At 68.3% G+C, this 21,345-nt stretch carries 33 protein-coding genes; 32 read left to right on the top strand and 1 reads right to left on the bottom strand.

What is annotated here, in order from left to right; genetic code table 11:
- Positions 1 to 71 precede the first annotated feature (71 nt).
- From QE359_RS02500 to map, 25 genes are all read left to right on the top strand, one after another.
- Positions 72 to 1,049 carry a DNA topoisomerase IB gene (locus QE359_RS02500; protein ID WP_309777369.1) on the top strand — a complete coding sequence of 326 codons (978 nt, stop codon included), beginning with the start codon at positions 72 to 74 and terminating at the stop codon, positions 1,047 to 1,049.
- A gap of 80 nt (positions 1,050 to 1,129) precedes the next feature.
- The gene (locus tag QE359_RS02495) at positions 1,130 to 1,942 is read left to right on the top strand and encodes a DarT ssDNA thymidine ADP-ribosyltransferase family protein (protein ID WP_070417683.1); all 813 of its coding nucleotides are present in this window, start codon (positions 1,130 to 1,132) and stop codon (positions 1,940 to 1,942) included.
- A 521-nt stretch (positions 1,943 to 2,463) separates the two neighbouring features.
- Entirely contained in the window at positions 2,464 to 2,772 is a 309-nt protein-coding gene (gene rpsJ / locus QE359_RS02490; RefSeq protein WP_022903286.1) for a 30S ribosomal protein S10, read from the top strand.
- Between the two features lie 13 nt (positions 2,773 to 2,785).
- Positions 2,786 to 3,439, top strand: a complete 654-nt coding sequence (rplC, locus tag QE359_RS02485) for a 50S ribosomal protein L3 (protein ID WP_070417684.1) — start codon at positions 2,786 to 2,788, stop codon at positions 3,437 to 3,439.
- 2 nt (positions 3,440 to 3,441) lie between these two features.
- On the top strand, positions 3,442 to 4,101 hold the full coding sequence (gene rplD / locus QE359_RS02480) for a 50S ribosomal protein L4 (protein ID WP_070417685.1): 660 nt from the start codon (positions 3,442 to 3,444) through the stop codon (positions 4,099 to 4,101).
- Positions 4,098 to 4,397, top strand: a complete 300-nt coding sequence (rplW, locus tag QE359_RS02475) for a 50S ribosomal protein L23 (protein ID WP_022903283.1) — start codon at positions 4,098 to 4,100, stop codon at positions 4,395 to 4,397. The genes rplD and rplW overlap by 4 nt, the downstream gene beginning before the upstream one ends.
- Positions 4,398 to 4,415: 18 nt before the next feature.
- The gene (rplB, locus tag QE359_RS02470) at positions 4,416 to 5,255 is read left to right on the top strand and encodes a 50S ribosomal protein L2 (protein ID WP_070417686.1); all 840 of its coding nucleotides are present in this window, start codon (positions 4,416 to 4,418) and stop codon (positions 5,253 to 5,255) included.
- 11 nt (positions 5,256 to 5,266) lie between these two features.
- A complete protein-coding gene (gene rpsS / locus QE359_RS02465; protein ID WP_022906343.1) occupies positions 5,267 to 5,548 on the top strand; it encodes a 30S ribosomal protein S19 in 282 nt (93 codons plus the stop codon).
- 25 nt (positions 5,549 to 5,573) lie between these two features.
- On the top strand, positions 5,574 to 5,966 hold the full coding sequence (gene rplV / locus QE359_RS02460) for a 50S ribosomal protein L22 (RefSeq protein WP_022906344.1): 393 nt from the start codon (positions 5,574 to 5,576) through the stop codon (positions 5,964 to 5,966).
- On the top strand, positions 5,966 to 6,763 hold the full coding sequence (gene rpsC / locus QE359_RS02455; RefSeq protein WP_022906345.1) for a 30S ribosomal protein S3: 798 nt from the start codon (positions 5,966 to 5,968) through the stop codon (positions 6,761 to 6,763). Before rplV ends, rpsC begins: the two co-directional genes overlap by 1 nt.
- Before the next feature lie 2 nt (positions 6,764 to 6,765).
- The gene (gene rplP, locus QE359_RS02450; RefSeq protein WP_022906346.1) at positions 6,766 to 7,185 is read left to right on the top strand and encodes a 50S ribosomal protein L16; all 420 of its coding nucleotides are present in this window, start codon (positions 6,766 to 6,768) and stop codon (positions 7,183 to 7,185) included.
- The gene (rpmC, locus tag QE359_RS02445) at positions 7,185 to 7,505 is read left to right on the top strand and encodes a 50S ribosomal protein L29 (protein ID WP_022906347.1); all 321 of its coding nucleotides are present in this window, start codon (positions 7,185 to 7,187) and stop codon (positions 7,503 to 7,505) included. The genes rplP and rpmC overlap by 1 nt, the downstream gene beginning before the upstream one ends.
- The gene (rpsQ, locus tag QE359_RS02440) at positions 7,505 to 7,789 is read left to right on the top strand and encodes a 30S ribosomal protein S17 (RefSeq protein WP_022906348.1); all 285 of its coding nucleotides are present in this window, start codon (positions 7,505 to 7,507) and stop codon (positions 7,787 to 7,789) included. Before rpmC ends, rpsQ begins: the two co-directional genes overlap by 1 nt.
- 31 nt (positions 7,790 to 7,820) lie before the next feature.
- On the top strand, positions 7,821 to 8,189 hold the full coding sequence (gene rplN / locus QE359_RS02435; protein ID WP_017885523.1) for a 50S ribosomal protein L14: 369 nt from the start codon (positions 7,821 to 7,823) through the stop codon (positions 8,187 to 8,189).
- A 3-nt stretch (positions 8,190 to 8,192) separates the two neighbouring features.
- Positions 8,193 to 8,552, top strand: a complete 360-nt coding sequence (gene rplX, locus QE359_RS02430) for a 50S ribosomal protein L24 (RefSeq protein WP_022906349.1) — start codon at positions 8,193 to 8,195, stop codon at positions 8,550 to 8,552.
- Entirely contained in the window at positions 8,552 to 9,142 is a 591-nt protein-coding gene (gene rplE / locus QE359_RS02425; RefSeq protein ID WP_022906350.1) for a 50S ribosomal protein L5, read from the top strand. The genes rplX and rplE overlap by 1 nt, the downstream gene beginning before the upstream one ends.
- Before the next feature lie 153 nt (positions 9,143 to 9,295).
- Complete coding sequence (gene rpsH, locus QE359_RS02420) at positions 9,296 to 9,694, top strand: 30S ribosomal protein S8 (protein WP_022906351.1); 399 nt, start codon at positions 9,296 to 9,298, stop codon at positions 9,692 to 9,694.
- A 6-nt stretch (positions 9,695 to 9,700) separates the two neighbouring features.
- Positions 9,701 to 10,237 carry a 50S ribosomal protein L6 gene (gene rplF / locus QE359_RS02415; RefSeq protein ID WP_031261772.1) on the top strand — a complete coding sequence of 179 codons (537 nt, stop codon included), beginning with the start codon at positions 9,701 to 9,703 and terminating at the stop codon, positions 10,235 to 10,237.
- A 2-nt stretch (positions 10,238 to 10,239) separates the two neighbouring features.
- Positions 10,240 to 10,614 (top strand): 50S ribosomal protein L18, encoded by a 375-nt coding sequence (gene rplR / locus QE359_RS02410; RefSeq protein ID WP_031261773.1) that lies wholly within the window; start codon positions 10,240 to 10,242, stop codon positions 10,612 to 10,614.
- Entirely contained in the window at positions 10,611 to 11,411 is an 801-nt protein-coding gene (rpsE, locus tag QE359_RS02405) for a 30S ribosomal protein S5 (protein WP_070417687.1), read from the top strand. Before rplR ends, rpsE begins: the two co-directional genes overlap by 4 nt.
- A complete protein-coding gene (gene rpmD / locus QE359_RS02400) occupies positions 11,411 to 11,596 on the top strand; it encodes a 50S ribosomal protein L30 (protein WP_022906355.1) in 186 nt (61 codons plus the stop codon). Before rpsE ends, rpmD begins: the two co-directional genes overlap by 1 nt.
- Positions 11,593 to 12,057: a 50S ribosomal protein L15 gene (gene rplO / locus QE359_RS02395; RefSeq protein ID WP_022906356.1), complete on the top strand. Its 465-nt coding sequence runs from the start codon at positions 11,593 to 11,595 to the stop codon at positions 12,055 to 12,057. The genes rpmD and rplO overlap by 4 nt, the downstream gene beginning before the upstream one ends.
- A 146-nt stretch (positions 12,058 to 12,203) precedes the next feature.
- The gene (gene secY, locus QE359_RS02390; RefSeq protein ID WP_022906357.1) at positions 12,204 to 13,526 is read left to right on the top strand and encodes a preprotein translocase subunit SecY; all 1,323 of its coding nucleotides are present in this window, start codon (positions 12,204 to 12,206) and stop codon (positions 13,524 to 13,526) included.
- Positions 13,523 to 14,113, top strand: a complete 591-nt coding sequence (locus QE359_RS02385) for an adenylate kinase (RefSeq protein ID WP_070417689.1) — start codon at positions 13,523 to 13,525, stop codon at positions 14,111 to 14,113. Before secY ends, QE359_RS02385 begins: the two co-directional genes overlap by 4 nt.
- Before the next feature lie 61 nt (positions 14,114 to 14,174).
- Positions 14,175 to 14,954, top strand: a complete 780-nt coding sequence (gene map, locus QE359_RS02380; protein WP_396127748.1) for a type I methionyl aminopeptidase — start codon at positions 14,175 to 14,177, stop codon at positions 14,952 to 14,954.
- 243 nt (positions 14,955 to 15,197) lie between these two features.
- On the opposite strand, the gene QE359_RS02375 is transcribed toward map, so the two are convergent.
- Entirely contained in the window at positions 15,198 to 16,439 is a 1,242-nt protein-coding gene (locus QE359_RS02375) for an LCP family protein (protein WP_309777352.1), read from the bottom strand.
- A gap of 369 nt (positions 16,440 to 16,808) precedes the next feature.
- Here QE359_RS02375 and infA point away from each other — a divergent pair, with 369 nt between their 5' ends.
- From infA to QE359_RS02340, 7 genes are all read left to right on the top strand, one after another.
- Positions 16,809 to 17,030 (top strand): translation initiation factor IF-1, encoded by a 222-nt coding sequence (gene infA / locus QE359_RS02370; RefSeq protein WP_017885509.1) that lies wholly within the window; start codon positions 16,809 to 16,811, stop codon positions 17,028 to 17,030.
- A 70-nt stretch (positions 17,031 to 17,100) separates the two neighbouring features.
- On the top strand, positions 17,101 to 17,217 hold the full coding sequence (gene rpmJ, locus QE359_RS02365; protein WP_022903266.1) for a 50S ribosomal protein L36: 117 nt from the start codon (positions 17,101 to 17,103) through the stop codon (positions 17,215 to 17,217).
- A gap of 162 nt (positions 17,218 to 17,379) precedes the next feature.
- Positions 17,380 to 17,754 (top strand): 30S ribosomal protein S13, encoded by a 375-nt coding sequence (rpsM, locus tag QE359_RS02360; RefSeq protein WP_058728274.1) that lies wholly within the window; start codon positions 17,380 to 17,382, stop codon positions 17,752 to 17,754.
- A 9-nt stretch (positions 17,755 to 17,763) separates the two neighbouring features.
- On the top strand, positions 17,764 to 18,162 hold the full coding sequence (gene rpsK / locus QE359_RS02355) for a 30S ribosomal protein S11 (protein ID WP_017885507.1): 399 nt from the start codon (positions 17,764 to 17,766) through the stop codon (positions 18,160 to 18,162).
- A gap of 208 nt (positions 18,163 to 18,370) precedes the next feature.
- A complete protein-coding gene (locus QE359_RS02350; RefSeq protein ID WP_022906362.1) occupies positions 18,371 to 19,366 on the top strand; it encodes a DNA-directed RNA polymerase subunit alpha in 996 nt (331 codons plus the stop codon).
- A gap of 66 nt (positions 19,367 to 19,432) precedes the next feature.
- Positions 19,433 to 19,999, top strand: coding sequence for a 50S ribosomal protein L17 (rplQ, locus tag QE359_RS02345; protein WP_070417691.1), 567 nt, complete (start codon positions 19,433 to 19,435; stop codon positions 19,997 to 19,999).
- A 208-nt stretch (positions 20,000 to 20,207) separates the two neighbouring features.
- Positions 20,208 to 21,326: an aromatic acid exporter family protein gene (locus QE359_RS02340; RefSeq protein WP_309777320.1), complete on the top strand. Its 1,119-nt coding sequence runs from the start codon at positions 20,208 to 20,210 to the stop codon at positions 21,324 to 21,326.
- The last annotated feature ends 19 nt before the right edge of the window (positions 21,327 to 21,345 follow it).

The following is a 21,345-nucleotide window of genomic DNA, read 5'->3' as shown; positions in this document are numbered from 1 at the left end:
CCGGCGGGTGGGGCCCACCTCCAGTCCGTCGCCGGGCCGGGTCACAGGCGGTGGCGAGTTGCATCGAGAGCGTGACCCGTCTCCGCCGCTCCGCGACCAACGGTCGCGGCTACCACCGCGTCCGCAGCGGACGTGGCTTCTCCTACCGCGACCCGGACGGCACCACCGTCACCGACGCCGCGGTCCGGCAGCGTCTCGAGGACCTCGTCATCCCGCCCGCGTGGGACGACGTCTGGATCTCCCCGTACGAGAACGGCCACATCCTGGCGACCGGCATCGACGGCGCCGGCCGTCGGCAGTACATGTACCACCCGTCCTGGCGCGAGCGGATGGACCGCATCAAGTACGACCGTGCGCTGGCGCTCGCTGAATCCCTGCCGGTCGCACGACGCGGGGTCACCATGGACCTCCGGCGGCCGGAGCCCGACCGGCAGCGTGCCCTCGCGGCGGCCTTCCGGATGCTCGACCAGGGGTCCCTGCGGGTCGGGTCGGAGCGGTACGCCACCGAGCACGGCAGCCGCGGCCTGTCCACCCTGCTGTGCGCGCACGCCCACGTCTCCGGCGACGACATCGAGCTCGACTTCCCGGGCAAGAGCGGCCAGGAGTGGTCGTCCTCGATCCACGACCCGGACCTCGCGATCGTCATCGCGGGCATGAAGCGGCGTGGACCGAACGCCCGGCTGCTCTCGTTCCGTGCACGCCGCGGCGCCGAGTGGGAGCCCCTCTCAGCCGAGGACATCAACGAGTACGTGAAGGAACGTGCCGGTGACGAGTTCACCGCGAAGGACTTCCGCACCCTGCACGGCACCGTCGCCGCCGCGGTCGACCTCGCGGCGACCGGACCGCAGTCGTCCGTGACGAAACGGAAGAAGGCGGTGTCGCACGCGGTGAAGGTCGCGAGCGAGGAACTCGGCAACACCCCGACGGTGTGCCGGCAGAGCTACATCGACCCGCGCCTGCTCGACGCCTACGACCACGGCGAGACCATCGACCCCGACCGCATGCACGCGGCCGAGTCGGAGGTCCGCGCACTGCTCTACCGACAGTGACCGGGAAGGGGCCGGGATGACGTACCGTTGGACCTCGTGCCCGAACACCCCCACCCGGGCACGGAAGGACCCCACCAGTCGTGACTGACGAGTGCATCCACGGATTCCCCACCGAACTCTGCGACATCTGCGCGCCACGGCAGCGCGAGGCCGCAGAACTCCCCACCACCCCGACCCCGCGCCGCACCCGGATCACCACCTCGCTCCGGACCGTCCCCGGCCAGGCGGCGACCCCGGCGTCCTCGCTGCGGTCCCCGGTGCCCGACCTGCCCGAGGCGCGTGACTTCGCCTCGCTCCGCGCGCACCACGTGACGCACGTGGACAACCTCGACGACATCGTGGGGTCCGGTGCGATCCTTGCGTCGGACGCCGTGACGCCGGTCGTCGACGTCGCCTCCGCCGCTGCCCGGGCCGCCCGCGCCGAGGCACACGCCCCCGACGGCTCCCCGGTCGCCGCGCACGTGCCGTTCACGCTGTCGCCCGACGCGACCCGCTGGGACGAGCTGCGCACCGGCGCCGAGGGCGAGCGGTGGTCCGACGCGGCCCGCCGGACCCGGGCGACGGAGTACATCATGCTCGTCGTGCCGGTGTCGGCCTTCGGGGCGTCGGTCATCGTCGCCGACCAGGACGCCGACGCCGAGGACGTCCGGTTCGCGGTCGGGCCCGAGGCCGCGACGAACCTCATCCGTCGCACCGACTTCACCGACCCGGAGATGCTCGGCCTCGAGCTGCTCGCCGGGCCGAGCGTGCCGTTCTCGGCCGTCGCGGTCATCGGCGTCCCCAACGACCGCGTCCGCCAGACGGTCAAGGCCGTGCTCAAGGACCACGGCGGACACGCTCCCCGGGTCGCGGTCTTCCCCCCGTGGTTCGTCCCCCCGGTCGTCGCGGAGTAGTCCCGACCGACCCCTGCGACGTGCCCTCCGGACCGGCTCCGGAGGGCACGTCGCGCGTCGGGGGCGACCCGCGCCTCCTGGCCCTCGATCCGCGTGTATCCGGGGAAGCGGGCCGATCCCGACACGCCCGTGATTCGCGACACGCCCGGGTTGCACGGATGCCGTGCCTATGCGAGACTTGTCCGGTTCCGAAATTCCGCGCGCGTTCGCGTGCGCAGGATCACTGCTCTGGCAGTGCACAACCCCCCTGTCCAGCAGGGCTGGGTTGGGCCGCAGGCAGCAGAACACGATCGACTCCCCACCAAGCGTGACGGGCACTGCTGTGCCCAGAGCGTGCGGGAGACGACATGCCCACGCTGAACGGCCCAGGTCGCTCCGCGCGGTTGACACGAGAACAGCGGTCATCCCCAGCGGATGCGGCCGGTTGGTTCACAGAAAACAGCCAAGCCCTGCAGGAATGCACGGTGGCGGCGGCGTCAGGCGGCCCGAGGGTGCGCGGCGCAGAGAGGACAAAGAGACACATGGCGGGACAGAAGATCCGCATCCGGCTCAAGTCGTACGACCACGAGGTCATCGACACGTCGGCCCGGAAGATCGTCGACACGGTGACCCGTGCCGGTGCGACCGTGGTCGGCCCGGTGCCGCTCCCCACCGAGAAGAACGTGGTCACCGTGATCCGTTCTCCTCACAAGTACAAGGACTCGCGCGAGCACTTCGAGAAGCGCACGCACAAGCGGGTCATCGACATCGTCGACCCGACGCCGAAGGCCGTCGACTCGCTCATGCGACTCGACCTCCCGGCCGACGTCAACATCGAGATCAAGCTGTAAGGGGGCTGGACTGATGGCGAACTCAACCAAGACCGTCAAGGGCCTCCTCGGCAAGAAGCTCGGGATGACCCAGGTGTGGGACGAGAACAACAAGTTCATCCCCGTCACCGTGATCGAGGTCGGCCCGAACGTGGTCACCCAGATCCGCAACGTCGAGCGCGACGGCTACGAGGCGATCCAGATCGCCGCCGGCGCCATCGACCCGCGCAAGGTCAACAAGCCGGCCGCCGGCCACTTCGAGGCAGCCGGGGTCACCCCGCGCCGCACCCTCACGGAGATCCGCACCAACGACTCCGCTGAGTACACGCTCGGCCAGGAGCTCACCGTCGACACGTTCGAGGCGGGCCAGAAGGTCGACGTCGTCGGCACCTCCAAGGGCAAGGGCTTCGCCGGTGTCATGAAGCGCCACGGCTTCGCCGGTGTGTCCGCTTCGCACGGTGCCCACCGCAACCACCGCAAGCCCGGTTCGATCGGTGCTTCGTCGACCCCGTCGCGTGTCTTCAAGGGCATGCGCATGGCGGGTCGCATGGGTGGCGAGCGTGTGACCGTCCTCAACCTCACGGTGCACGCCGTCGACGCCGAGAAGGGTCTGCTGCTCGTCAAGGGCGCGATCCCCGGTGCTCGCGGTCGCTCCGTCTTCGTCCGCACCGCCGTGAAGGGTAAGTGATCATGGCCACCACGACCGCAACCACGATCGACGTCCTCGACGCATCGGGCGTCAAGTCCGGCACCGTCGAGCTCCCCGCCGAGCTCTTCGACGTCGAGACCAACGTCCCGCTGATCCACCAGGTCGTCACCGCGCAGCTCGCAGCCGCGCGTCAGGGCACCCACAAGACCAAGAACCGCGGCGAGGTCCGCGGTGCTGGTCGCAAGCCGTTCAAGCAGAAGGGCACCGGCCGCTCCCGTCAGGGTTCGGTCCGCGCTCCGGAGCACACCGGCGGTGGCGTCGTCCACGGACCGACCCCGCGCGACTACTCGCAGCGCACCCCGAAGAAGATGATCGCCGCTGCTCTGCTCGGCTCGCTCTCGGACCGCGCCCGCGGTGGCCGCATCTCCGCTGTGGAGGGCTTCGTCGCGGCCGAGGTGCCGTCGACCAAGACCGCCCGCACGCTCATCGAGAAGGTCGCGCCCGTCAAGCACGTGCTCGTCGTGCTCGAGCAGGACGACGAGCTCACGCTCAAGTCGATCCGCAACCTGCCGAACGTCCACGCGCTCTCGTACGGCCAGCTCAACGCCTACGACGTGCTCAAGGCCGACGCGCTCGTCTTCAGCAAGAGCGCACTCGACGCCTTCATCGCGTCGAAGACCGCGAAGGAGATCTCCGCATGAGCGGCTTCAACAAGGACCCGCGCGACATCATCATCTCGCCGGTCGTCTCGGAGAAGAGCTACGGCCTGATCGACCAGGGCAAGTACACGTTCATCGTGGACCCCCGTTCGAACAAGACCGAGATCAAGCTCGCCATCGAGAAGATCTTCGACGTCAAGGTCGCGAGCATCAACACGCTGAACCGTCCGGGCAAGACCCGTCGCACGCGCTTCGGCATGGGCAAGCGCAAGGACACCAAGCGTGCCATCGTGACGCTCAAGTCCGGTTCGATCGACATCTTCACGGCTGTCGGCTGAGGACCAGAGGGATAAATCATGGCTATTCGTAACTACAAGCCGACGACCCCCGGTCGTCGCGGCTCGTCGGTCGCCGACTTCGCTGAGATCACCCGTTCGACGCCGGAGAAGTCGCTGCTTCGTCCGCTGCCGAAGACCGGTGGCCGCAACAGCTCCGGCCGCATCACCACCCGTCACATCGGTGGTGGCCACAAGCGTCAGTACCGCGTGATCGACTTCCGTCGTCACGACAAGGACGGCATCGACGCCAAGGTCGCGCACATCGAGTACGACCCGAACCGCACGGCGCGCATCGCGCTCCTGCACTACGTGGACGGCACGAAGCGCTACATCATCGCGCCGAACAAGCTCAAGCAGGGCGACGTCATCGAGCAGGGCGCCGGCGCGGACATCAAGCCGGGCAACAACCTGCCGCTGCGCAACATCCCCGTGGGTACCGTCGTGCACGCGATCGAGCTCCGCCCCGGTGGCGGCGCCAAGCTCGCGCGTTCGGCCGGCGCCTCGGTGCGTCTCGTCGCCAAGGACGGCCCCTACGCGCAGCTCCGTCTGCCGTCGGGCGAGGTCCGCAACGTCGACGCACGCTGCCGCGCCACGATCGGCGAGGTCGGCAACGCCGAGCAGTCGAACATCAACTGGGGCAAGGCCGGCCGCATGCGCTGGAAGGGCGTCCGCCCGACCGTGCGTGGTGTCGCGATGAACCCGGTCGACCACCCGCACGGTGGTGGCGAGGGCAAGACCTCCGGTGGCCGTCACCCGGTCAGCCCGTGGGGTCAGGCCGAGGGCCGCACGCGCAAGCCGAACAAGCCGAGCGACAAGCTCATCGTCCGTCGCCGTAACGCCGGCAAGAAGCGCAAGTAGGAGTTCAGAAGATGCCACGCAGTCTGAAGAAGGGCCCCTTCGTCGACGAGCACCTGCTCCGCAAGGTCGTCACGCAGAACGAGGCCAACACCAAGAACGTGATCCGCACCTGGTCGCGTCGCTCGATGATCATCCCGAACATGCTCGGGCACACGATCGCCGTGCACGACGGCCGCAAGCACATCCCGGTGTTCGTCACCGAGTCGATGGTCGGTCACAAGCTCGGCGAGTTCGCGCCGACCCGCACCTTCCGTGGTCACGTGAAGGACGACAAGAAGGGCCGTCGCCGCTAAGGCGGCGACGCAGAGGAGGAACGAAATGGTGGAGTCGATCGCACGCGTGCGACACATCCGCGTCACGCCTCAGAAGGCCCGTCGCGTCATCGAGCTGATCCGCGGCAAGCAGGCCCACGAGGCCCTCGCCATCCTGAAGTTCGCCCCCCAGGGCGCTTCGGAGCCCGTGTACAAGCTGGTCGCCTCGGCGATCGCGAACGCACGGGTCAAGGCGGACTCGACGAACAGCTTCCTCGACGAGCGCGACCTCTACGTGAGCCGCGTCTTCGTCGACGAAGGTACGACCCTGAAGCGGTTCCAGCCGCGCGCCCAGGGCCGCGCCTTCCGCATCAACAAGCGCACCAGCCACATCACGGTCGTCCTCGCGACGCCGGATGAGGTCGAGGCTGCCGCGACGAGCAAGAAGGCGAGCAAGTAATGGGCCAGAAGGTCAACCCGTACGGCTTCCGTCTCGGGATCACGACGGACCACGTCTCGCACTGGTTCACCGACAGCACGAAGCCGGGTCAGCGCTACGCCGACTACGTGGCCGAGGACATCAAGGTGCGCGAGTACCTGAAGAAGACCCTCGACCGCGCCGGCGTCGCCCGCATCGAGCTCGAGCGCACCCGTGACCGCGTCCGCGTGGACATCCACACCGCGCGTCCGGGCATCGTCATCGGGCGCCGTGGCGCCGAGGCGGAGCGCGTCCGTGGCGAGCTCGAGAAGCTCACCAAGAAGCAGATCCAGCTCAACATCCTCGAGGTCAAGAACCCCGAGACCGAGGCCCAGCTCGTCGCGCAGGGCATCGCCGAGCAGCTCTCCGCTCGTGTCGCGTTCCGTCGCGCCATGCGCAAGGGCCTGCAGGGTGCACAGCGCGCCGGCGCCAAGGGTGTCCGCATCCAGGTGTCGGGTCGTCTCGGCGGCGCCGAGATGTCGCGCTCGGAGTTCTACCGCGAGGGCCGCGTGCCCCTGCACACGCTCCGCGCGAACATCGACTACGGCTTCTACGAGGCCCGGACCACGTTCGGCCGCATCGGCGTGAAGGTCTGGATCTACAAGGGCGACATCACGAACAAGGAGCTCGCTCGCGAGCAGGCGAACCAGCGTTCGTCGCGCCCGGAGCGTCGTGGCGGCCCCCGTGGCGAGCGCGGCGACCGCCGTGGCGGCGACCGTGGCGGCCGTCAGCAGCAGGCCCCGCAGGACGCGCCGGCCGGCGCAGGAGTTGAGGCGTAACCATGCTTATTCCCCGTCGAGTCAAGCACCGCAAGCAGCACCACCCGAAGCGTTCGGGCCAGGCCACCGGCGGCACCAAGGTGTCGTTCGGTGACTACGGCATCCAGGCGCTGACGCCCGCTTACGTGACCAACCGTCAGATCGAGTCCGCTCGTATCGCCATGACGCGTCACATCAAGCGTGGCGGCAAGGTGTGGATCAACATCTACCCGGACCGTCCGCTCACGAAGAAGCCCGCCGAGACCCGCATGGGTTCCGGTAAGGGTTCCCCCGAGTGGTGGGTCGCCAACGTCAAGCCGGGCCGTGTGCTCTTCGAGCTCTCCGGCGTCAACGAGGACATCGCCCGTGAGGCGCTGACCCGTGCAATCCACAAGCTGCCCCTCAAGGCACGCATCATCAAGCGCGAGGAGGGCGACGCATAATGGCGATCGGTTCCAAGGAGCTCCGTCCGACGGAGCTCGACACGTTCGAGAACGAGCGTCTTGCTGACGAACTGAAGAAGGCCAAGGAGGAGCTCTTCAACCTCCGCTTCCAGTCGGCCACCGGCCAGCTGGAGAGCCACGGTCGTCTCCGTGCCGTCAAGCGCGACATCGCTCGCATCTACACCGTCCTCCGCGAGCGCGAGCTCGGCATCCGTGCCACTCCCGCGCCCGTCGAGACCGCCCCCAAGGCCAAGAAGACGACCAAGAAGGCTGAGAAGCCGGCTGAGTCGGCCGAGGCCGAGACCGCCGAGGAGAAGTAATGGCGAACGAAGAGAAGACCTCCGCCGCCTCCGCTCGCGGCTACCGCAAGACGCGTCGTGGCTACGTCACGAGCGACAAGATGGACAAGACCATCGTGGTCGAGGTCGAGGACCGCGTGAAGCACGCGCTCTACGGCAAGATCATCCGTCGCACGTCCAAGGTGAAGGCCCACGACGAGCTCGGCACCGCTGGTGTCGGCGACCTCGTCGTGATCAGCGAGACCCGTCCCCTCAGCGCTTCCAAGCGCTGGCGCCTGGTCGAGATCCTCGAGAAGGCCAAGTAGGCCCCGGCCTGCTTCGGAATAGGAGACAGCAGTGATTCAGCAGGAATCCCGCCTCAAGGTCGCCGACAACACGGGTGCCAAGGAGATCTTGACCATCCGCGTGCTCGGTGGCTCGGGTCGTCGCTACGCCGGTCTCGGTGACGTCATCGTCGCCACGGTGAAGGACGCCATCCCCGGCGGCAACGTGAAGAAGGGTGACGTCGTCAAGGCGGTCATCGTTCGCACCAAGAAGGAGACCCGTCGTCAGGACGGCTCCTACATCAAGTTCGACGAGAACGCGGCAGTGATCCTCAAGGCTGACGGCGACCCGCGCGGCACGCGCATCTTCGGTCCGGTCGGTCGCGAGCTCCGTGACAAGAAGTTCATGAAGATCATCTCGCTCGCGCCGGAGGTGCTGTAAGCCATGGCGAACATCAAGAAGGGTGACCTGGTCCAGGTCATCACGGGTGCCAAGCAGGAGCGCGGCGGTGACCGTGGCAAGCAGGGCAAGGTCATCGAGGTCCTCAAGGACAAGAACCGCGTCGTCGTCGAGGGCGTGAACTTCGTCACGAAGCACGTCCGCGTCGGCCAGACGCAGCGCGGCTCGAAGACCGGTGGCATCGAGCAGCACGAGGCTCCGATCCACGTGTCGAACGTCGCCATCGTCGACCCGAAGACCAAGAAGCCGACCCGCGTCGGTTTCCGCAACGAAGAGGTGGAGAAGGACGGCGTCAAGAAGACCGTCCGAGTCCGCTACGCCAAGAAGTCGGGTGAGAAGCTCTGATGACCGACACGACTGCCGCGCCGGCGACCAAGGTCGAGCCGCGCCTCAAGCAGAAGTACAAGAACGAGATCAAGGCTGCCCTCACCGAGCAGTTCGGGTACGCGAACGTCAACCAGGTCCCCGGCCTGGTCAAGGTCGTCGTGAACACCGGTGTCGGTGAGGCCGCTCGCGACTCGAAGATCATCGAGGGGGCCATCAAGGACCTCACGGCGATCACGGGTCAGAAGCCCCAGGTCACGAAGGCCCGCAAGTCCATCGCGCAGTTCAAGCTGCGTGAGGGCCAGGCCATCGGCGCGCACGTCACCCTCCGTGGTGACCGCGCGTGGGAGTTCATCGACCGTCTCGTGACCCTCGCACTGCCCCGCATCCGCGACTTCCGCGGTCTCAGCGACAAGCAGTTCGACGGCAACGGCAACTACACGTTCGGTCTCACGGAGCAGTCCGTGTTCCACGAGATCGACCAGGACCGCATCGACCGCGTGCGTGGCTTCGACATCACCGTCGTGACCACCGCGAAGTCGGACGACGAGGGCCGCGCGCTGCTCCGCCAGCTCGGGTTCCCGTTCCGTTCTGCCGAGCAGACGGTCTAAGATACTTCGGGCGGTGCGGGCCGGAGGATTCACGTCCTCCGGCCCGCACGCACGAACACACCGATCCAGGGGAATCGCCCCGGGATCACCCGATCGCTCAGGTCGGCATTCGTGGAACGGGTGTCGAAACCAGGCGAAGAATGGACGACCATCATGACGATGACCGATCCGGTCGCAGACATGCTGACCAGATTGCGGAACGCGAACTCGGCGCACCACGACGCCGTCTCGCTTCCCAGCTCCAAGCTGAAGAAGAACATCGCTGAGATCCTCAAGCGCGAGGGTTACATCAGCGAGTGGAAGATCGAGGACGCCCGCGTGGGCGAGACCCTCACGATCGACCTGAAGTACGGCCCCGAGCGCGAGCGTTCGATCGCCGGCATCAAGCGCGTCTCGAAGCCCGGTCTCCGGGTCTACGCGAAGTCGACGGAGATCCCCCAGGTCCTCGGTGGCCTCGGCGTGGCGATCCTCTCGACCTCGTCGGGACTGCTCACCGACCGTGAAGCCGAGCAGAAGGGCGTGGGTGGGGAAGTCCTCGCCTACGTGTGGTGATCGACAATGTCTCGTATCGGACGTCTTCCCATTGACATCCCCGCTGGCGTGACCGTCTCCATCGATGGTCAGAACGTCGCGGTCAAGGGCCCGAAGGGCGAGCTCGCGCTCGTCGTCGCGGAGCCCATCCAGGCCAAGGTCGAGGAGAACCAGGTCCTCGTCACCCGTCCGGACGACGAGCGCAGCTCGCGTGCGCTGCACGGCCTGACCCGCACCCTCATCGCGAACAACATCGTCGGCGTGACCCAGGGCTACTCCAAGGGCCTCGAGGTCGTCGGCACCGGTTACCGCGTACAGGCAAAGGGCAACAACGTCGAGTTCGCGCTCGGCTACTCCCACCCGATCACGGTCGAGCCGCCCGCGGGCATCAGCTTCGCCGTCGAGGGCAACAACAAGCTGACCGTCAACGGCATCGACAAGCAGTCCGTCGGCGAGGTCGCTGCAAACATCCGCAAGCTGCGCAAGCCCGAGCCCTACAAGGGCAAGGGTGTCCGCTACGCCGGCGAGATCGTGCGCCGCAAGGCCGGAAAGTCAGGTAAGTGATCATGGGTCTCCTCAAGACACGAGGCAAGAGCAAGTCGGCCGCCAAGGCGCGCCGTCACAACCGCCTCCGCAAGAAGATCACCGGCACCGAGGCCCGTCCGCGTCTCGCTGTCACCCGTTCGGCGCGTCACGTGTTCGTCCAGGTCATCGACGACGCCAAGGGCCACACGCTGGCCAGCGCGTCGACGATGGAGGCCGACCTCCGTACGTTCGACGGCGACAAGACCGCCAAGGCCCGTCGTGTCGGCGAACTCCTCGCCGAGCGCGCGAAGGCCGCTGGCGTCGAGGCCGTGGTCTTCGACCGCGGTGGTAGCAAGTACGCCGGTCGCGTCGCCGCGATCGCCGATGGTGCCCGTGAAGGAGGGCTGAACCTGTGAGCGACATCGCGAACACGAACGAAGACGCCAACGTCGAAACGACCGAGGCCGCTGAGGCGACCGAGGCCGAGGCCACGAGCACCACGGCCCCCGCGGCCAAGGAGCCCGAGGTCCCCGTCGTCGAGCGCCCCGTCGAGACCGCAGCCGGTTCGGCATCGAACAACCGCGACTCCGCCGACAACCGTGGCCGCCGTGGTGGCGGTCGCGACCGTCAGCAGGGTGGCGGCCGTGGCAACGACCGCAACGGTCGGGGTGGCGACAGCCAGTTCCTCGAGCGCGTCGTGACCATCAACCGCGTCTCCAAGGTCGTCAAGGGTGGTCGTCGCTTCAGCTTCACCGCGCTCGTCGTCGTCGGTGACGGCAACGGTCTCGTGGGTGTCGGCTACGGCAAGGCCCGCGAGGTCCCGACCGCCATCTCGAAGGGTGTCGAGGAAGCGAAGAAGAACTTCTTCCGCGTCCCGCGCGTCGGCAACACGATCCCGCACCCGGTGCAGGGCGAGGCCGCTGCTGGCGTCGTGCTCCTCCGTCCGGCCGCTGCCGGTACCGGTGTCATCGCCGGTGGTCCGGTCCGTGCCGTCCTCGAGTGCGCCGGTATCCACGACGTCCTGAGCAAGTCGCTCGGTTCGTCGAACACCATCAACATCGTGCACGCGACCGTCACGGCGCTGCAGCAGCTCGAGGAGCCCCGTGCGGTCGCAAGCCGTCGCGGTCTCCCCGTCGACCGGGTCGTCCCGGACCGTCTGCTCCAGGCCGAGGCCGCTGCTCTGCGTGCCGCGTCCGAGAAGGCAGGTGCGTGATGGCGATGCTGAAGATCACGCAGACGAAGTCCGTTATCAGCGAGAAGCAGTACCAGCGCGACACGCTCCGCAGCCTGGGTCTCAAGCGCATCGGCCGTACGGTCCTGCGTGAGGACAACGCCCAGAACCGCGGGTACGTCGCAACGGTCGCGCACCTCGTGAAGGTCGAGGAGGTCGACGCATGAGCGACGAGAAGAACGAGCGCGTGCAGGTCCTGAAGCTGCACCACCTCCGTCCGGCAGAGGGCGCCAAGAAGGCTCGCACCCGCGTCGGTCGTGGTGAGGGCTCCAAGGGCAAGACCGCCGGCCGTGGTACCAAGGGCCAGAAGGCTCGTTACCAGGTCAAGGTCGGCTTCGAGGGTGGGCAGATGCCGCTGCACATGCGCACCCCGAAGCTCCGCGGGTTCAAGAACCCGTTCCGCGTCGAGTACCAGGTCGTGAACCTGGACAAGATCGCGGAGCTCTACCCCAACGGTGGCGACGTCACCGTCGCGGACCTGGTCGCCAAGGGCGCCGTCCGCAAGAACGAGAAGGTCAAGGTTCTCGGTCAGGGTGACATCAGCGTGAAGCTCACGGTCTCGGTCGACAAGGTCTCGGCGTCCGCCGCCGAGAAGATCGCGGCTGCTGGCGGCACCGTCTCCCAGTAACCCCGTCGGCGGCCCGTGCGTTTGCGCACGGGCCGCCGTTACGGTTTCCTTGACAGTGGTCGGCGTCCGCCGGCCAGGTCGGTCCTGCCGACCACACCGGTGACGGCCCCTCGACGGGCCGCCGGTCCCAGAAGTTCGGAGTCCTCGTGTTCAGAGCGGTCGCGCGCATCATGCGCACCCCAGATCTTCGCAAGAAGATCGGCTTCACCCTCGCGATCATCGCGCTGTTCCGCCTGGGGTCGTACATCCCCGCGCCGTTCGTCGACTACGCATCCGTGCAGACCTGTCTCGCCAGCGCTTCGTCGCAGCAGGGTCTGTACGACCTGATCAACCTCTTCTCCGGCGGCGCGCTGCTGAAGCTCTCGGTCTTCGCGCTCGGCATCATGCCGTACATCACGTCGTCGATCATCGTGCAGCTGCTCCGCGTGGTCATCCCGCACTTCGACGCCCTCTACAAGGAGGGGCAGTCCGGTCAGGCGAAGCTGACGCAGTACACGCGCTACCTCACCATCGCGCTCGGCGTGCTGCAGTCCACCACCCTGATCACGGTCGCCCGCTCCGGCGCCCTGTTCGGTACCAACGCCTCGGCCTCCTGCTCGTCGATCATCTCGAACGACAGCTGGTACGCGATCATGCTCATGGTCGTCACCCTGACCGCCGGTACCGGCCTCATCATGTGGATGGGCGAGCTCGTCACCGAGCGCGGCATCGGCAACGGCATGTCGCTCCTCATCTTCACGTCCATCGCGGCGCAGTTCCCGTCGGCGCTCTGGGCGATCGAGCAGTCGAACGGCTTCGAGCTGTTCCTGTTCGTCATCCTCGTCGGACTGGTCATCATGATGGCCGTCGTGTTCGTCGAGCAATCGCAGCGGCGGATCCCCGTGCAGTACGCCAAGCGCATGGTCGGTCGCCGCACGTACGGCGGCAACAACACGTACATCCCGATCAAGGTGAACATGGCCGGCGTCGTGCCCGTCATCTTCGCCTCGTCGTTGCTGTACCTGCCGGCCCTGGTCGCGCAGTTCAACCAGCCCTCCGACGGCAGCGAGCCGGCGGCGTGGGTGACCTGGATCCAGAACAACCTGACCTCGGGTGACAACTGGTTCTACATGGTCCTGTACTTCCTGCTCATCGTCGGCTTCACGTACTTCTACGTCGCGATCACCTTCAACCCAGAAGAGGTCGCCGACAACATGAAGAAGTACGGCGGCTTCATCCCGGGCATCCGGGCCGGTCGTCCGACGGCCGAGTACCTCGACTACGTTCTCACCCGGGTGACGTTGCCCGGCTCCCTGTACCTCGGTCTCATCGCCCTGATCCCGCTGGCGGCGCTGGCGTTCTTCGGTGCGAACCAGAACTTCCCGTTCGGCGGCGCGAGCATCCTCATCATCGTGGGTGTCGGCCTCGAGACCGTGAAGCAGATCGACTCGCAGCTGCAGCAGCGTCACTACGAAGGGCTTCTCCGTTGAGCGCACGTCTCATCATCGTCGGACCTCCCGGAGCCGGGAAGGGCACCCAGGCCGGTCGCATCGCCGACGCGTTCGGGATCCCCGCCGTCTCGACGGGTGACATCTTCCGCAAGAACGTCGCAGAGGGCACCCCGCTCGGCGTCCAGGCGAAGGCGATCATGGACGCGGGCGACTACGTTCCCGACTCGCTCACGAACGAGCTCGTGAAGTCCCGCCTGCACGAGGCCGACGCCGAGAACGGCTTCCTGCTCGACGGCTACCCCCGCACGGTCGGGCAGGTCGAGTACCTCGACGCGCTCCTCGCCGAGCAGGGCACCGGCATCGACGCGGTCGTGCAGCTCGTCGCCGACCAGGACGAGCTCGTCGGCCGCCTCCTGAAGCGCGCCGAGGAACAGGGCCGCAGCGACGACAACGAGGAGACCATCCGTCGTCGGCAGCAGGTCTACACCGAGCAGACCGCTCCGATCGTCGCGGCGTACGGCGAGCGTGGGCTCGTCGTCGATGTCGACGGCCTCGGTGGCATCGACGAGGTCGGCGACCGGATCCAGGCCGCGCTGTCCTCGCGTGGGCTGACCGCGGGCGTCTGACGCCAGCGTGGTGCGGTTCCGCAAGCCCTCGATCTACAAGACGCCGGACGAACTCCGCGCCATGGTGCGTCCGGGTCTGCTGACCCACGACGCCCTGACGGCGGTCCGCGACGCGATCCGTCCGGGCATCACCACGGGCGAGCTCGACGCCATCGCCGAGCGGGTCATCCGTGACGGCGGCGGCATCCCGAACTTCCAGCTCGTCCCGGGCTACCGGCACACGCTCTGCGTGTCGGTGAACGACGAGATCGTGCACGGGATCCCAGGGGAGCGTGTGCTCCAGCCCGGTGACGTCGTGTCGGTCGACGCCGGTGCCGAGGTCGACGGCTGGAACGGTGACAGTGCCTTCACGGTCGTCGTCCCGGGTGGTGACGCCGGTGTCAGTGCGGCCCGGCAGATGCTCTCGGACACCACCGAGCGCGCGCTCTGGCACGGCATCGCCGCGCTCGCGCACGCGAAGCACCTGCACGAGGTCGGCGCCGTCATCGAGGACGCCATCGACGAGACCGGCGCGTGGGGCATCGTCGAGGACTACACCGGCCACGGCATCGGCCGCTCGATGCACGAGGACCCGCCCGTCTTCAACTACCGCGTCCGCGGCGCCGGTCCGGCGGTCAAGCCCGGACTCGTGGTCGCGATCGAGCCGATGGTCACGGCCGGCACGATCGACAGCTCGACGGACGACGACGAGTGGACCGTCCGCACGCTCGACGGTTCCGACGCGGCGCACTGGGAGCACAGCATCGCGGTGCACGCCGACGGCATCTGGGTGCTGACGGCGGCCGACGGCGGCGCCGCGGGCCTGGCCCCGCTGGGTGTGACGCCGGTCCCGATCCCGTAGGGCGCGCCTCCCGTCGGTCGCATCTCCCGCAGGCGGCACTGCCTGGCCGGGCGCGTGCGCGCCGTCGCGTCCGGACCCGTCGGACGGCCAGGAGGCGCGGTGCGGCCCCGCCACGCGCCTCCGGTCCGAACCTGCGCACGTCCACGACGTCTGCACCGTGTGGACCACGTGCACTCGTCGTCAGGGTGCGCACCCGCGCGCGACGCACAACGGGCACCGCGCGACGGGCGCCGCGCGCCGGCCTCAGTCGTTGCCGACTGAGCAGGTCTCCTCGGACGCGCTCTGTCCGGTGATCGACGAGGGCAGCGGCGTCGCCGAACCGGTCGCGGCGCTCGTGGCGGTGCCGGACGCCGATCCGGACGCCGTGCCGGTGCCGCTGCCGGCCGCGGTACCCGAGGACGTCCCGGCCGAGGACCCACCGGCCGACGACGTCCCGGTCGAGGTCCCCGTGGACGGGGTAGCGGTCGCCGTCCCGCTCGAGCCGGAGGACTCCTCCGACGCGCGCCCCGTGCTCGAGTCGCTCAGCGAGGTCTTCTGGTCGTTCTGCAGCGCGACGTTGAGGGTGTGGGCGGCGTCCTGGTCGACGATCACGCGCGCGCTGTCCTCGGGGTCGTCCGCGACCGGGTACTGCACGAACAGCATGTTCGCCGTGCTCATCCCGCGCAGGGCCCCGGCCAGTCCGACGAGCGTGCGCGCCTGGGCGAGGCCGTCGGACAGCGTCATGTTCGACAGCGCGGCGCCGGCGAGCTTGTAGAGCGTGATCGGGTTCGAGAGCGTCCCGTCCGAGGTGACCTTGCGCAGCAGGGCCGACAGGAACACCTGCTGCGAGCTGATGCGCGCGAGGTCGCTCCCGTCGCCGACACCGTGCCGGGTGCGGAGGAACGCGAGCGCGTCCGTGCCCTCGAGCTTGTGCGAGCCGGCCGTCAGGTGCAGGTTCGTGTAGGAGTCGTTGATCGGGTCCGCGACGCACACGTCCACGCCGCCGAGGGCGTTCGACATCTCGATGACGCCGTCGAACGTGATGAGCCCGGCGTACGGGATGCTCAGGCCGGTGAGGTTCTCGACGGTGTCGACGACGCACGAGACCCCGCCGTTCCCGAGTGCCGTGTTGAACTGTGCGGACGTGGCCGCCGGGTACGTGGTCCCGCTCTCGGGGTTCGTGCACGCCGGGATCGGCACCATGAGGTCGCGCGGGAAGCTCACCGCGGTCAGCTGGGTGTGGTCCTGCGAGATGTGGATGAGCATCGTGACGTCGTTGCGGGCCCCCTCGACGTCCTCGTCCGAGTCGAACTGCCCGATGCGGGTGTCGCTGCCGATGAGCAGGATGTTCGCGCCGCCCTTGATGGCGGTGATGTCGGCCGTCTGCGCGGTGCTCTGGTCGTCCGTGCTGAGCTTGACGGTCCTCGGCGCCGTGGCGAGCTGCGCACCCGCGATGGCGGCGACGCTCGTCCCGCTCACGAGGACGACGGCGAGGGTGGACGCCACGATCGACGCGAGCGTACCCCATCCGCGGCGGCGCGGGAGGCGGCCGTGGCGGGCGAACGGGCGTCGGGTGGCGTCGGGCACGTGGTCTCCGTTCGGTGGTCCGTGCGGCGCGGTCTGCACGGGCGGGGGCGACGGCCACGCTAGGGGTCGGTGGCCAACGGGACCCCGGAGCGCGCCGTCAAACCACTGTGGAACGCTCAGACAGCGCTGTGAAGCCCCAGACGTGGGGACTTCGCCGTCTCCACTTGGCAATCCTGGGTTTACCACATAGGATCGATCTTTGGTGTGTCATGCCTACTGGGCGTGGCGCCCGACCCGCAGACCGGCTCGGGGATCACACCGGTAATCCAACCAAGCGACAGTGAGGCTATGGCCAAGAAAGACGGCGTCATCGAGATCGAGGGCTCGGTGCTCGAAGCTCTGCCCAACGCGATGTTCCGCGTTGAGCTGACCAACGGACACAAGGTCCTTGCGCACATCTCCGGGAAGATGCGCCAGCACTACATCCGCATCCTCCCCGAGGACCGCGTGATCGTGGAGCTGAGCCCGTACGACCTGACCCGCGGCCGGATCGTCTACCGCTACAAGTGATCCGCGAGCTGGAAAGGAACGGCCCGGCAACCCTGCCGAGCACGAAGCCAGCGAGCACGAGGAAAGAACAATGAAGGTCAACCCCAGCGTCAAGCCCATCTGCGAGCACTGCCGTGTCATTCGCCGCAAGGGCCGCGTCATGGTGATCTGCAAGAGCAACCCGCGTCACAAGCAGCGCCAGGGCTAGTCCCGGCTGCCTGACGCGATCGCCCTCGGGCGGCTGCGAGCAGGATCCACAACTCAACATCGAACGCAGTACCAAGATCCGCGCGAGCGGGGACACCTCGGGTCGGAGGCCCGAGCACCGGTACTGCTCCACACCTCCATCGACAACAGGAGCAGCCATCACATGGCACGTCTAGCAGGCGTCGACATCCCGCGCGAGAAGCGCGTGGAGATCGCACTCACGTACATCTACGGCGTCGGCCGTACCCGCGCGGTCCAGGCACTCGCCGAGACCGGTATCTCCGGTGACATCCGCGTCAAGGACCTGACCGACGACCAGCTCGTCGCCCTCCGTGACTTCATCGAGGGCAACTTCAAGGTGGAGGGTGACCTCCGCCGTGAGGTCGCAGCCGACATCCGCCGCAAGGTCGAGATCGGTAGCTACGAGGGTCTTCGCCACCGTCGTGGTCTCCCGGTGCGCGGTCAGCGCACCAAGACCAACGCGCGTACCCGCAAGGGACCGAAGCGCACCGTGGCAGGCAAGAAGAAGGCTCGATAGGAGACCCCGATGGCTACCCCCAAGACTGCCGCGCGCAAGCCGCGCCGCAAGGAGAAGAAGAACGTCGCCGTGGGCCAGGCCCACATCAAGAGCACGTTCAACAACACGATCGTCAGCATCACCGACCCGTCGGGTGCCGTCCTCAGCTGGGCGTCCTCGGGTGCCGTGGGCTTCAAGGGTTCGCGCAAGTCGACGCCGTTCGCGGCGCAGCTCGCCGCCGAGTCCGCTGCGCGTCAGGCGCAGGAGCACGGCGTCAAGAAGGTCGACGTCTTCGTGAAGGGTCCGGGTTCGGGCCGCGAGACCGCGATCCGCTCGCTCCAGGCCGCTGGCCTCGAGGTGGGTTCGATCAACGACGTCACGCCGCAGGCGCACAACGGGTGCCGCCCGCCCAAGCGCCGTCGCGTCTGACGCGAGGAGCAACCGGCCGCGCCCTGCTCGTCCCCTGACGGGAGCGAGCAGGGCCCGCGGCCATTCCTGGTCGTTCGATCGCGCAGGCCGTGCCGTCCTGGCAAGCGCGTGCGCGTGATCACAACTCAACAGACCCGTCGGGGCCCGGTCGGCCCCGTCGTACCGCCGAGTGTCATATAGCGGACACTCCGCCGAAAGGAATCCCACAGTGCTCATTGCACAGCGCCCCACCCTGACCGAGGAGACGATCTCCGAGTTCCGCTCGCGCTTCGTCATCGAGCCGCTCGAGCCGGGCTTCGGTTACACCCTCGGCAACTCGCTGCGCCGCACGCTCCTCTCCTCGATCCCCGGCGCGGCTGTCACCAGCATCCGCATCGACGGCGTCCTCCACGAGTTCAGCACCGTTCCCGGTGTCAAGGAAGACGTCACCGAGATCATCCTCAACATCAAGAGCCTGGTCGTCTCCAGCGAGCACGACGAGCCGATCACGGCGTACCTGCGCAAGCAGGGTGCCGGTCAGGTCACCGCAGCGGACATCTCCGCTCCGGCCGGCGTCGAGATCCACAACCCGGACCTCGTCATCGCGACCCTGAACGACACCGCGCGCTTCGAGCTCGAGCTGACGATCGAGCGTGGCCGTGGCTACGTCTCGGCGACGCAGAACCGTTCGGAGTTCAGCGAGGCCGGTCAGATCCCGATCGACTCGATCTACTCGCCGGTCCTCAAGGTCACCTACCGCGTCGAGGCGACGCGTGCCGGTGAGCGCACGGACTTCGACCGCCTGGTCGTCGACGTCGAGTCGAAGCCGGCCATCACGCCGCGCGACGCCATCGCGTCGGCCGGTCGGACGCTCGTCGAGCTGTTCGGGCTCGCCCGCGAGCTCAACACCGCGGCCGAGGGCATCGAGATCGGCCCCGCGCCGGTCGACGCCGTGCTCTCGAACGAGCTGCAGACCCCGATCGAGGACCTGGACCTGTCGGTCCGCAGCTACAACTGCCTCAAGCGGGAGGGCATCAACACGGTGTCCGAGCTCGTCGCCCTGTCGGAGACGCAGCTCATGAACATCCGCAACTTCGGTCAGAAGTCGGTGGACGAGGTCAAGGACAAGCTCACCGAGCTCGGCCTGTCCCTCAAGGACACCGTCCCCGGATTCGACGGCGCCCACTTCTACAGCGGGTACGACGAGGACGAGTCCAACAACTGACCTCGCGCTGACGCGCACGCGCGCCGCTGACGCAGCGCGCAACACTTTCACCACTGGAGAACTGACATGCCGAAGCCCACCAAGGGCCCCCGCCTCGGTGGCGGCCCCGCCCACGAGCGCCTGCTCCTGAGCAACCTCGCCAACGCCCTCTTCACGCACGGTCGCATCACGACCACCGAGACGAAGGCCAAGCGCCTCCGTCCCGTCGCCGAGCGTCTCATCACGTTCGCGAAGCGTGGCGACCTGCACGCGCGTCGTCGCGTGATCAGCATCCTGCGCGACAAGTCCGTCGTGCACACGCTGTTCACCGAGATCGCCCCGCAGGTCGAGGACCGTCAGGGCGGCTACACCCGCATCACGAAGCTCGGTTTCCGCAAGGGCGACAACGCTCCCCTCGCGTCGATCGAGCTCGTCCTCGAGCCGGTGTCGAGCACGCCGGCCCCGGTCAAGCGCGACGCGGCCCCGGCCGCGGCTGCTCCGGTCGAGGAGCCCGCCGCCGAGGACACCACCGACGAGGCCCCGGTCGAGGAGACCGAGACCACCGAGGAGTCCGCTCCCGTCGCCGAGGAGACCGAGACCGAGGCAGCTGCCGAGGTCGAGGCCGACGCCGCCGAGAAGTCGGACGACAAGTAGTCACAGCCCCACCACGACGAAGCCCCCGCAACACGCGTTGCGGGGGCTTCGTCGCGTCCTGGGGGTGACCGGACGGCGGCCTGGAGGCGCGGTGCGGGCCCGCCCCGTTCCTCCTGGCCCACAGGCGGCAGAGCCGCAGAACGCGGACCCGCTCCGTCTCACAGGCGCGGCACCGTATCGTGACCGGCCGACACGACGAGAGGGACCGATGCAGTTCGAGCACATCGCGGGTGTGGGGAGCCGGGTCTGGCGGTGGAGCCGTACCTCCGGGACGCAACCGCGCCTGCTCCACGCCGCGAAGGCCGCCGTCGCGGCGGTCCTCGCGTGGTTCATCGCGCGACACATGCCCGGGGTCGCGGCGGAGTACCCGTACTACGCACCGCTCGGCGCCGTCGTGGCGATGCAGACGACGGTGTTCGCGGGCATCCGGAGCGGGGTCCAGACGCTCGTCGGCATCGCGCTCGGCATCGTCATCGCCGGGTTCACGATGTGGGTCGGCGACCCGGGCTTCTTGGCGATCGCGCTGGCGGTCGGCATCGGGGTGCTCGTGGGCGGGTTCCGCGTCCTCGGCGAGGGCAGCTCCTGGGTGTCCACCGCCGCGCTGTTCGTCCTGCTCGTCGGTGGCGCCCACGCCGAGGGGTACTCGCTCGGGTACCTCGTGCAGATGGCCGTCGGGGTCGTGGTTGGCCTCCTGGTGAACTTCCTCGTCTTCCCGCCCCTGCGCTTCTGGGACGCCGAGCACCGGATCGACGCCGTGAACGGGGTCCTCGCGGACCACCTGGACGGGCTCGCGGCGGTCCTCGAGGAGGGCGAGCGGGACGAGAAGGCGTGGGATCGGCAGCAGGACCGGCTCGACCGTGCCATCGCCGACGTCCGCTCCCGGGTGTCGATCGCGCACGAGAGCCGTCGGCTGAACCCGCGCGGAGCACTCCGTGGGTCCCGGGCACGGCTCGAGCAGGACGGTGCCCGCTTCCGTGCCCTCGAGCGGGTCGCCTGGTACACGACGGACCTCACCGAGCTCGTCGCCCGGTCGGGTCCGGTGTCGGAGGGGCTCGGGCGACCGGACCCCGAGTTCGCCGAGCCGCTCGCGAAGGCCCTCCGCGAGCTCGCGTGCATGGTCCGCGGCGAGTGCCCCGAAGAGGCGGGCGACGACGCGATCGCCGAGGTCGAGCGCGCGCTGGACGCGTCGCGCGAGAACCCGTCGCACGTCGCGGTCACGTCCGCCGCACTCGTGGCGATGCGCGGCATCGTGGAGTCCGAGCGCCGGGCGACGAACGACCTGGACACCCGCACGGGGCCGTCCGCCTTCCGGAGCGCCCGCGGCTGACGCCCGACGCTCGACCTAG

Origin of the sequence: Curtobacterium sp. SORGH_AS_0776, assembly GCF_031453355.1 — a bacterium.
Lineage (GTDB): Bacteria > Actinomycetota > Actinomycetes > Actinomycetales > Microbacteriaceae > Curtobacterium.
This window is presented reverse-complemented; position numbering and strand designations above follow the sequence as displayed.

Bases quoted from the DNA above. Each gene is read 5' to 3' on its own strand.
- rpsQ (WP_022906348.1), top strand. From the start codon at position 7,505: ATGGCGAACGAAGAGAAGACCTCCGCCGCCTCCGCTCGCGGCTACCGC.
- rplQ (WP_070417691.1), top strand. From the start codon at position 19,433: ATGCCGAAGCCCACCAAGGGCCCCCGCCTCGGTGGCGGCCCCGCCCAC.
- infA (WP_017885509.1), top strand. From the start codon at position 16,809: ATGGCCAAGAAAGACGGCGTCATCGAGATCGAGGGCTCGGTGCTCGAA.
- rplW (WP_022903283.1), top strand. From the start codon at position 4,098: ATGAGCGGCTTCAACAAGGACCCGCGCGACATCATCATCTCGCCGGTC.
- rpsC (WP_022906345.1), top strand. From the start codon at position 5,966: ATGGGCCAGAAGGTCAACCCGTACGGCTTCCGTCTCGGGATCACGACG.
- rplE (WP_022906350.1), top strand. From the start codon at position 8,552: ATGACCGACACGACTGCCGCGCCGGCGACCAAGGTCGAGCCGCGCCTC.
- rplX (WP_022906349.1), top strand. From the start codon at position 8,193: ATGGCGAACATCAAGAAGGGTGACCTGGTCCAGGTCATCACGGGTGCC.
- rplD (WP_070417685.1), top strand. From the start codon at position 3,442: ATGGCCACCACGACCGCAACCACGATCGACGTCCTCGACGCATCGGGC.
- rpmD (WP_022906355.1), top strand. From the start codon at position 11,411: ATGGCGATGCTGAAGATCACGCAGACGAAGTCCGTTATCAGCGAGAAG.
- map (WP_396127748.1), top strand. From the start codon at position 14,175: ATGGTGCGTCCGGGTCTGCTGACCCACGACGCCCTGACGGCGGTCCGC.
- rpsJ (WP_022903286.1), top strand. From the start codon at position 2,464: ATGGCGGGACAGAAGATCCGCATCCGGCTCAAGTCGTACGACCACGAG.
- rplP (WP_022906346.1), top strand. From the start codon at position 6,766: ATGCTTATTCCCCGTCGAGTCAAGCACCGCAAGCAGCACCACCCGAAG.
- rpsS (WP_022906343.1), top strand. From the start codon at position 5,267: ATGCCACGCAGTCTGAAGAAGGGCCCCTTCGTCGACGAGCACCTGCTC.
- rpmJ (WP_022903266.1), top strand. From the start codon at position 17,101: ATGAAGGTCAACCCCAGCGTCAAGCCCATCTGCGAGCACTGCCGTGTC.
- rplV (WP_022906344.1), top strand. From the start codon at position 5,574: ATGGTGGAGTCGATCGCACGCGTGCGACACATCCGCGTCACGCCTCAG.
- rplO (WP_022906356.1), top strand. From the start codon at position 11,593: ATGAGCGACGAGAAGAACGAGCGCGTGCAGGTCCTGAAGCTGCACCAC.
- rplR (WP_031261773.1), top strand. From the start codon at position 10,240: ATGGGTCTCCTCAAGACACGAGGCAAGAGCAAGTCGGCCGCCAAGGCG.
- rpsH (WP_022906351.1), top strand. From the start codon at position 9,296: ATGACGATGACCGATCCGGTCGCAGACATGCTGACCAGATTGCGGAAC.
- rplF (WP_031261772.1), top strand. From the start codon at position 9,701: ATGTCTCGTATCGGACGTCTTCCCATTGACATCCCCGCTGGCGTGACC.
- rpsK (WP_017885507.1), top strand. From the start codon at position 17,764: ATGGCTACCCCCAAGACTGCCGCGCGCAAGCCGCGCCGCAAGGAGAAG.
- rplC (WP_070417684.1), top strand. From the start codon at position 2,786: ATGGCGAACTCAACCAAGACCGTCAAGGGCCTCCTCGGCAAGAAGCTC.
- QE359_RS02340 (WP_309777320.1), top strand. From the start codon at position 20,208: ATGCAGTTCGAGCACATCGCGGGTGTGGGGAGCCGGGTCTGGCGGTGG.
- rpsM (WP_058728274.1), top strand. From the start codon at position 17,380: ATGGCACGTCTAGCAGGCGTCGACATCCCGCGCGAGAAGCGCGTGGAG.
- rpmC (WP_022906347.1), top strand. From the start codon at position 7,185: ATGGCGATCGGTTCCAAGGAGCTCCGTCCGACGGAGCTCGACACGTTC.
- rplB (WP_070417686.1), top strand. From the start codon at position 4,416: ATGGCTATTCGTAACTACAAGCCGACGACCCCCGGTCGTCGCGGCTCG.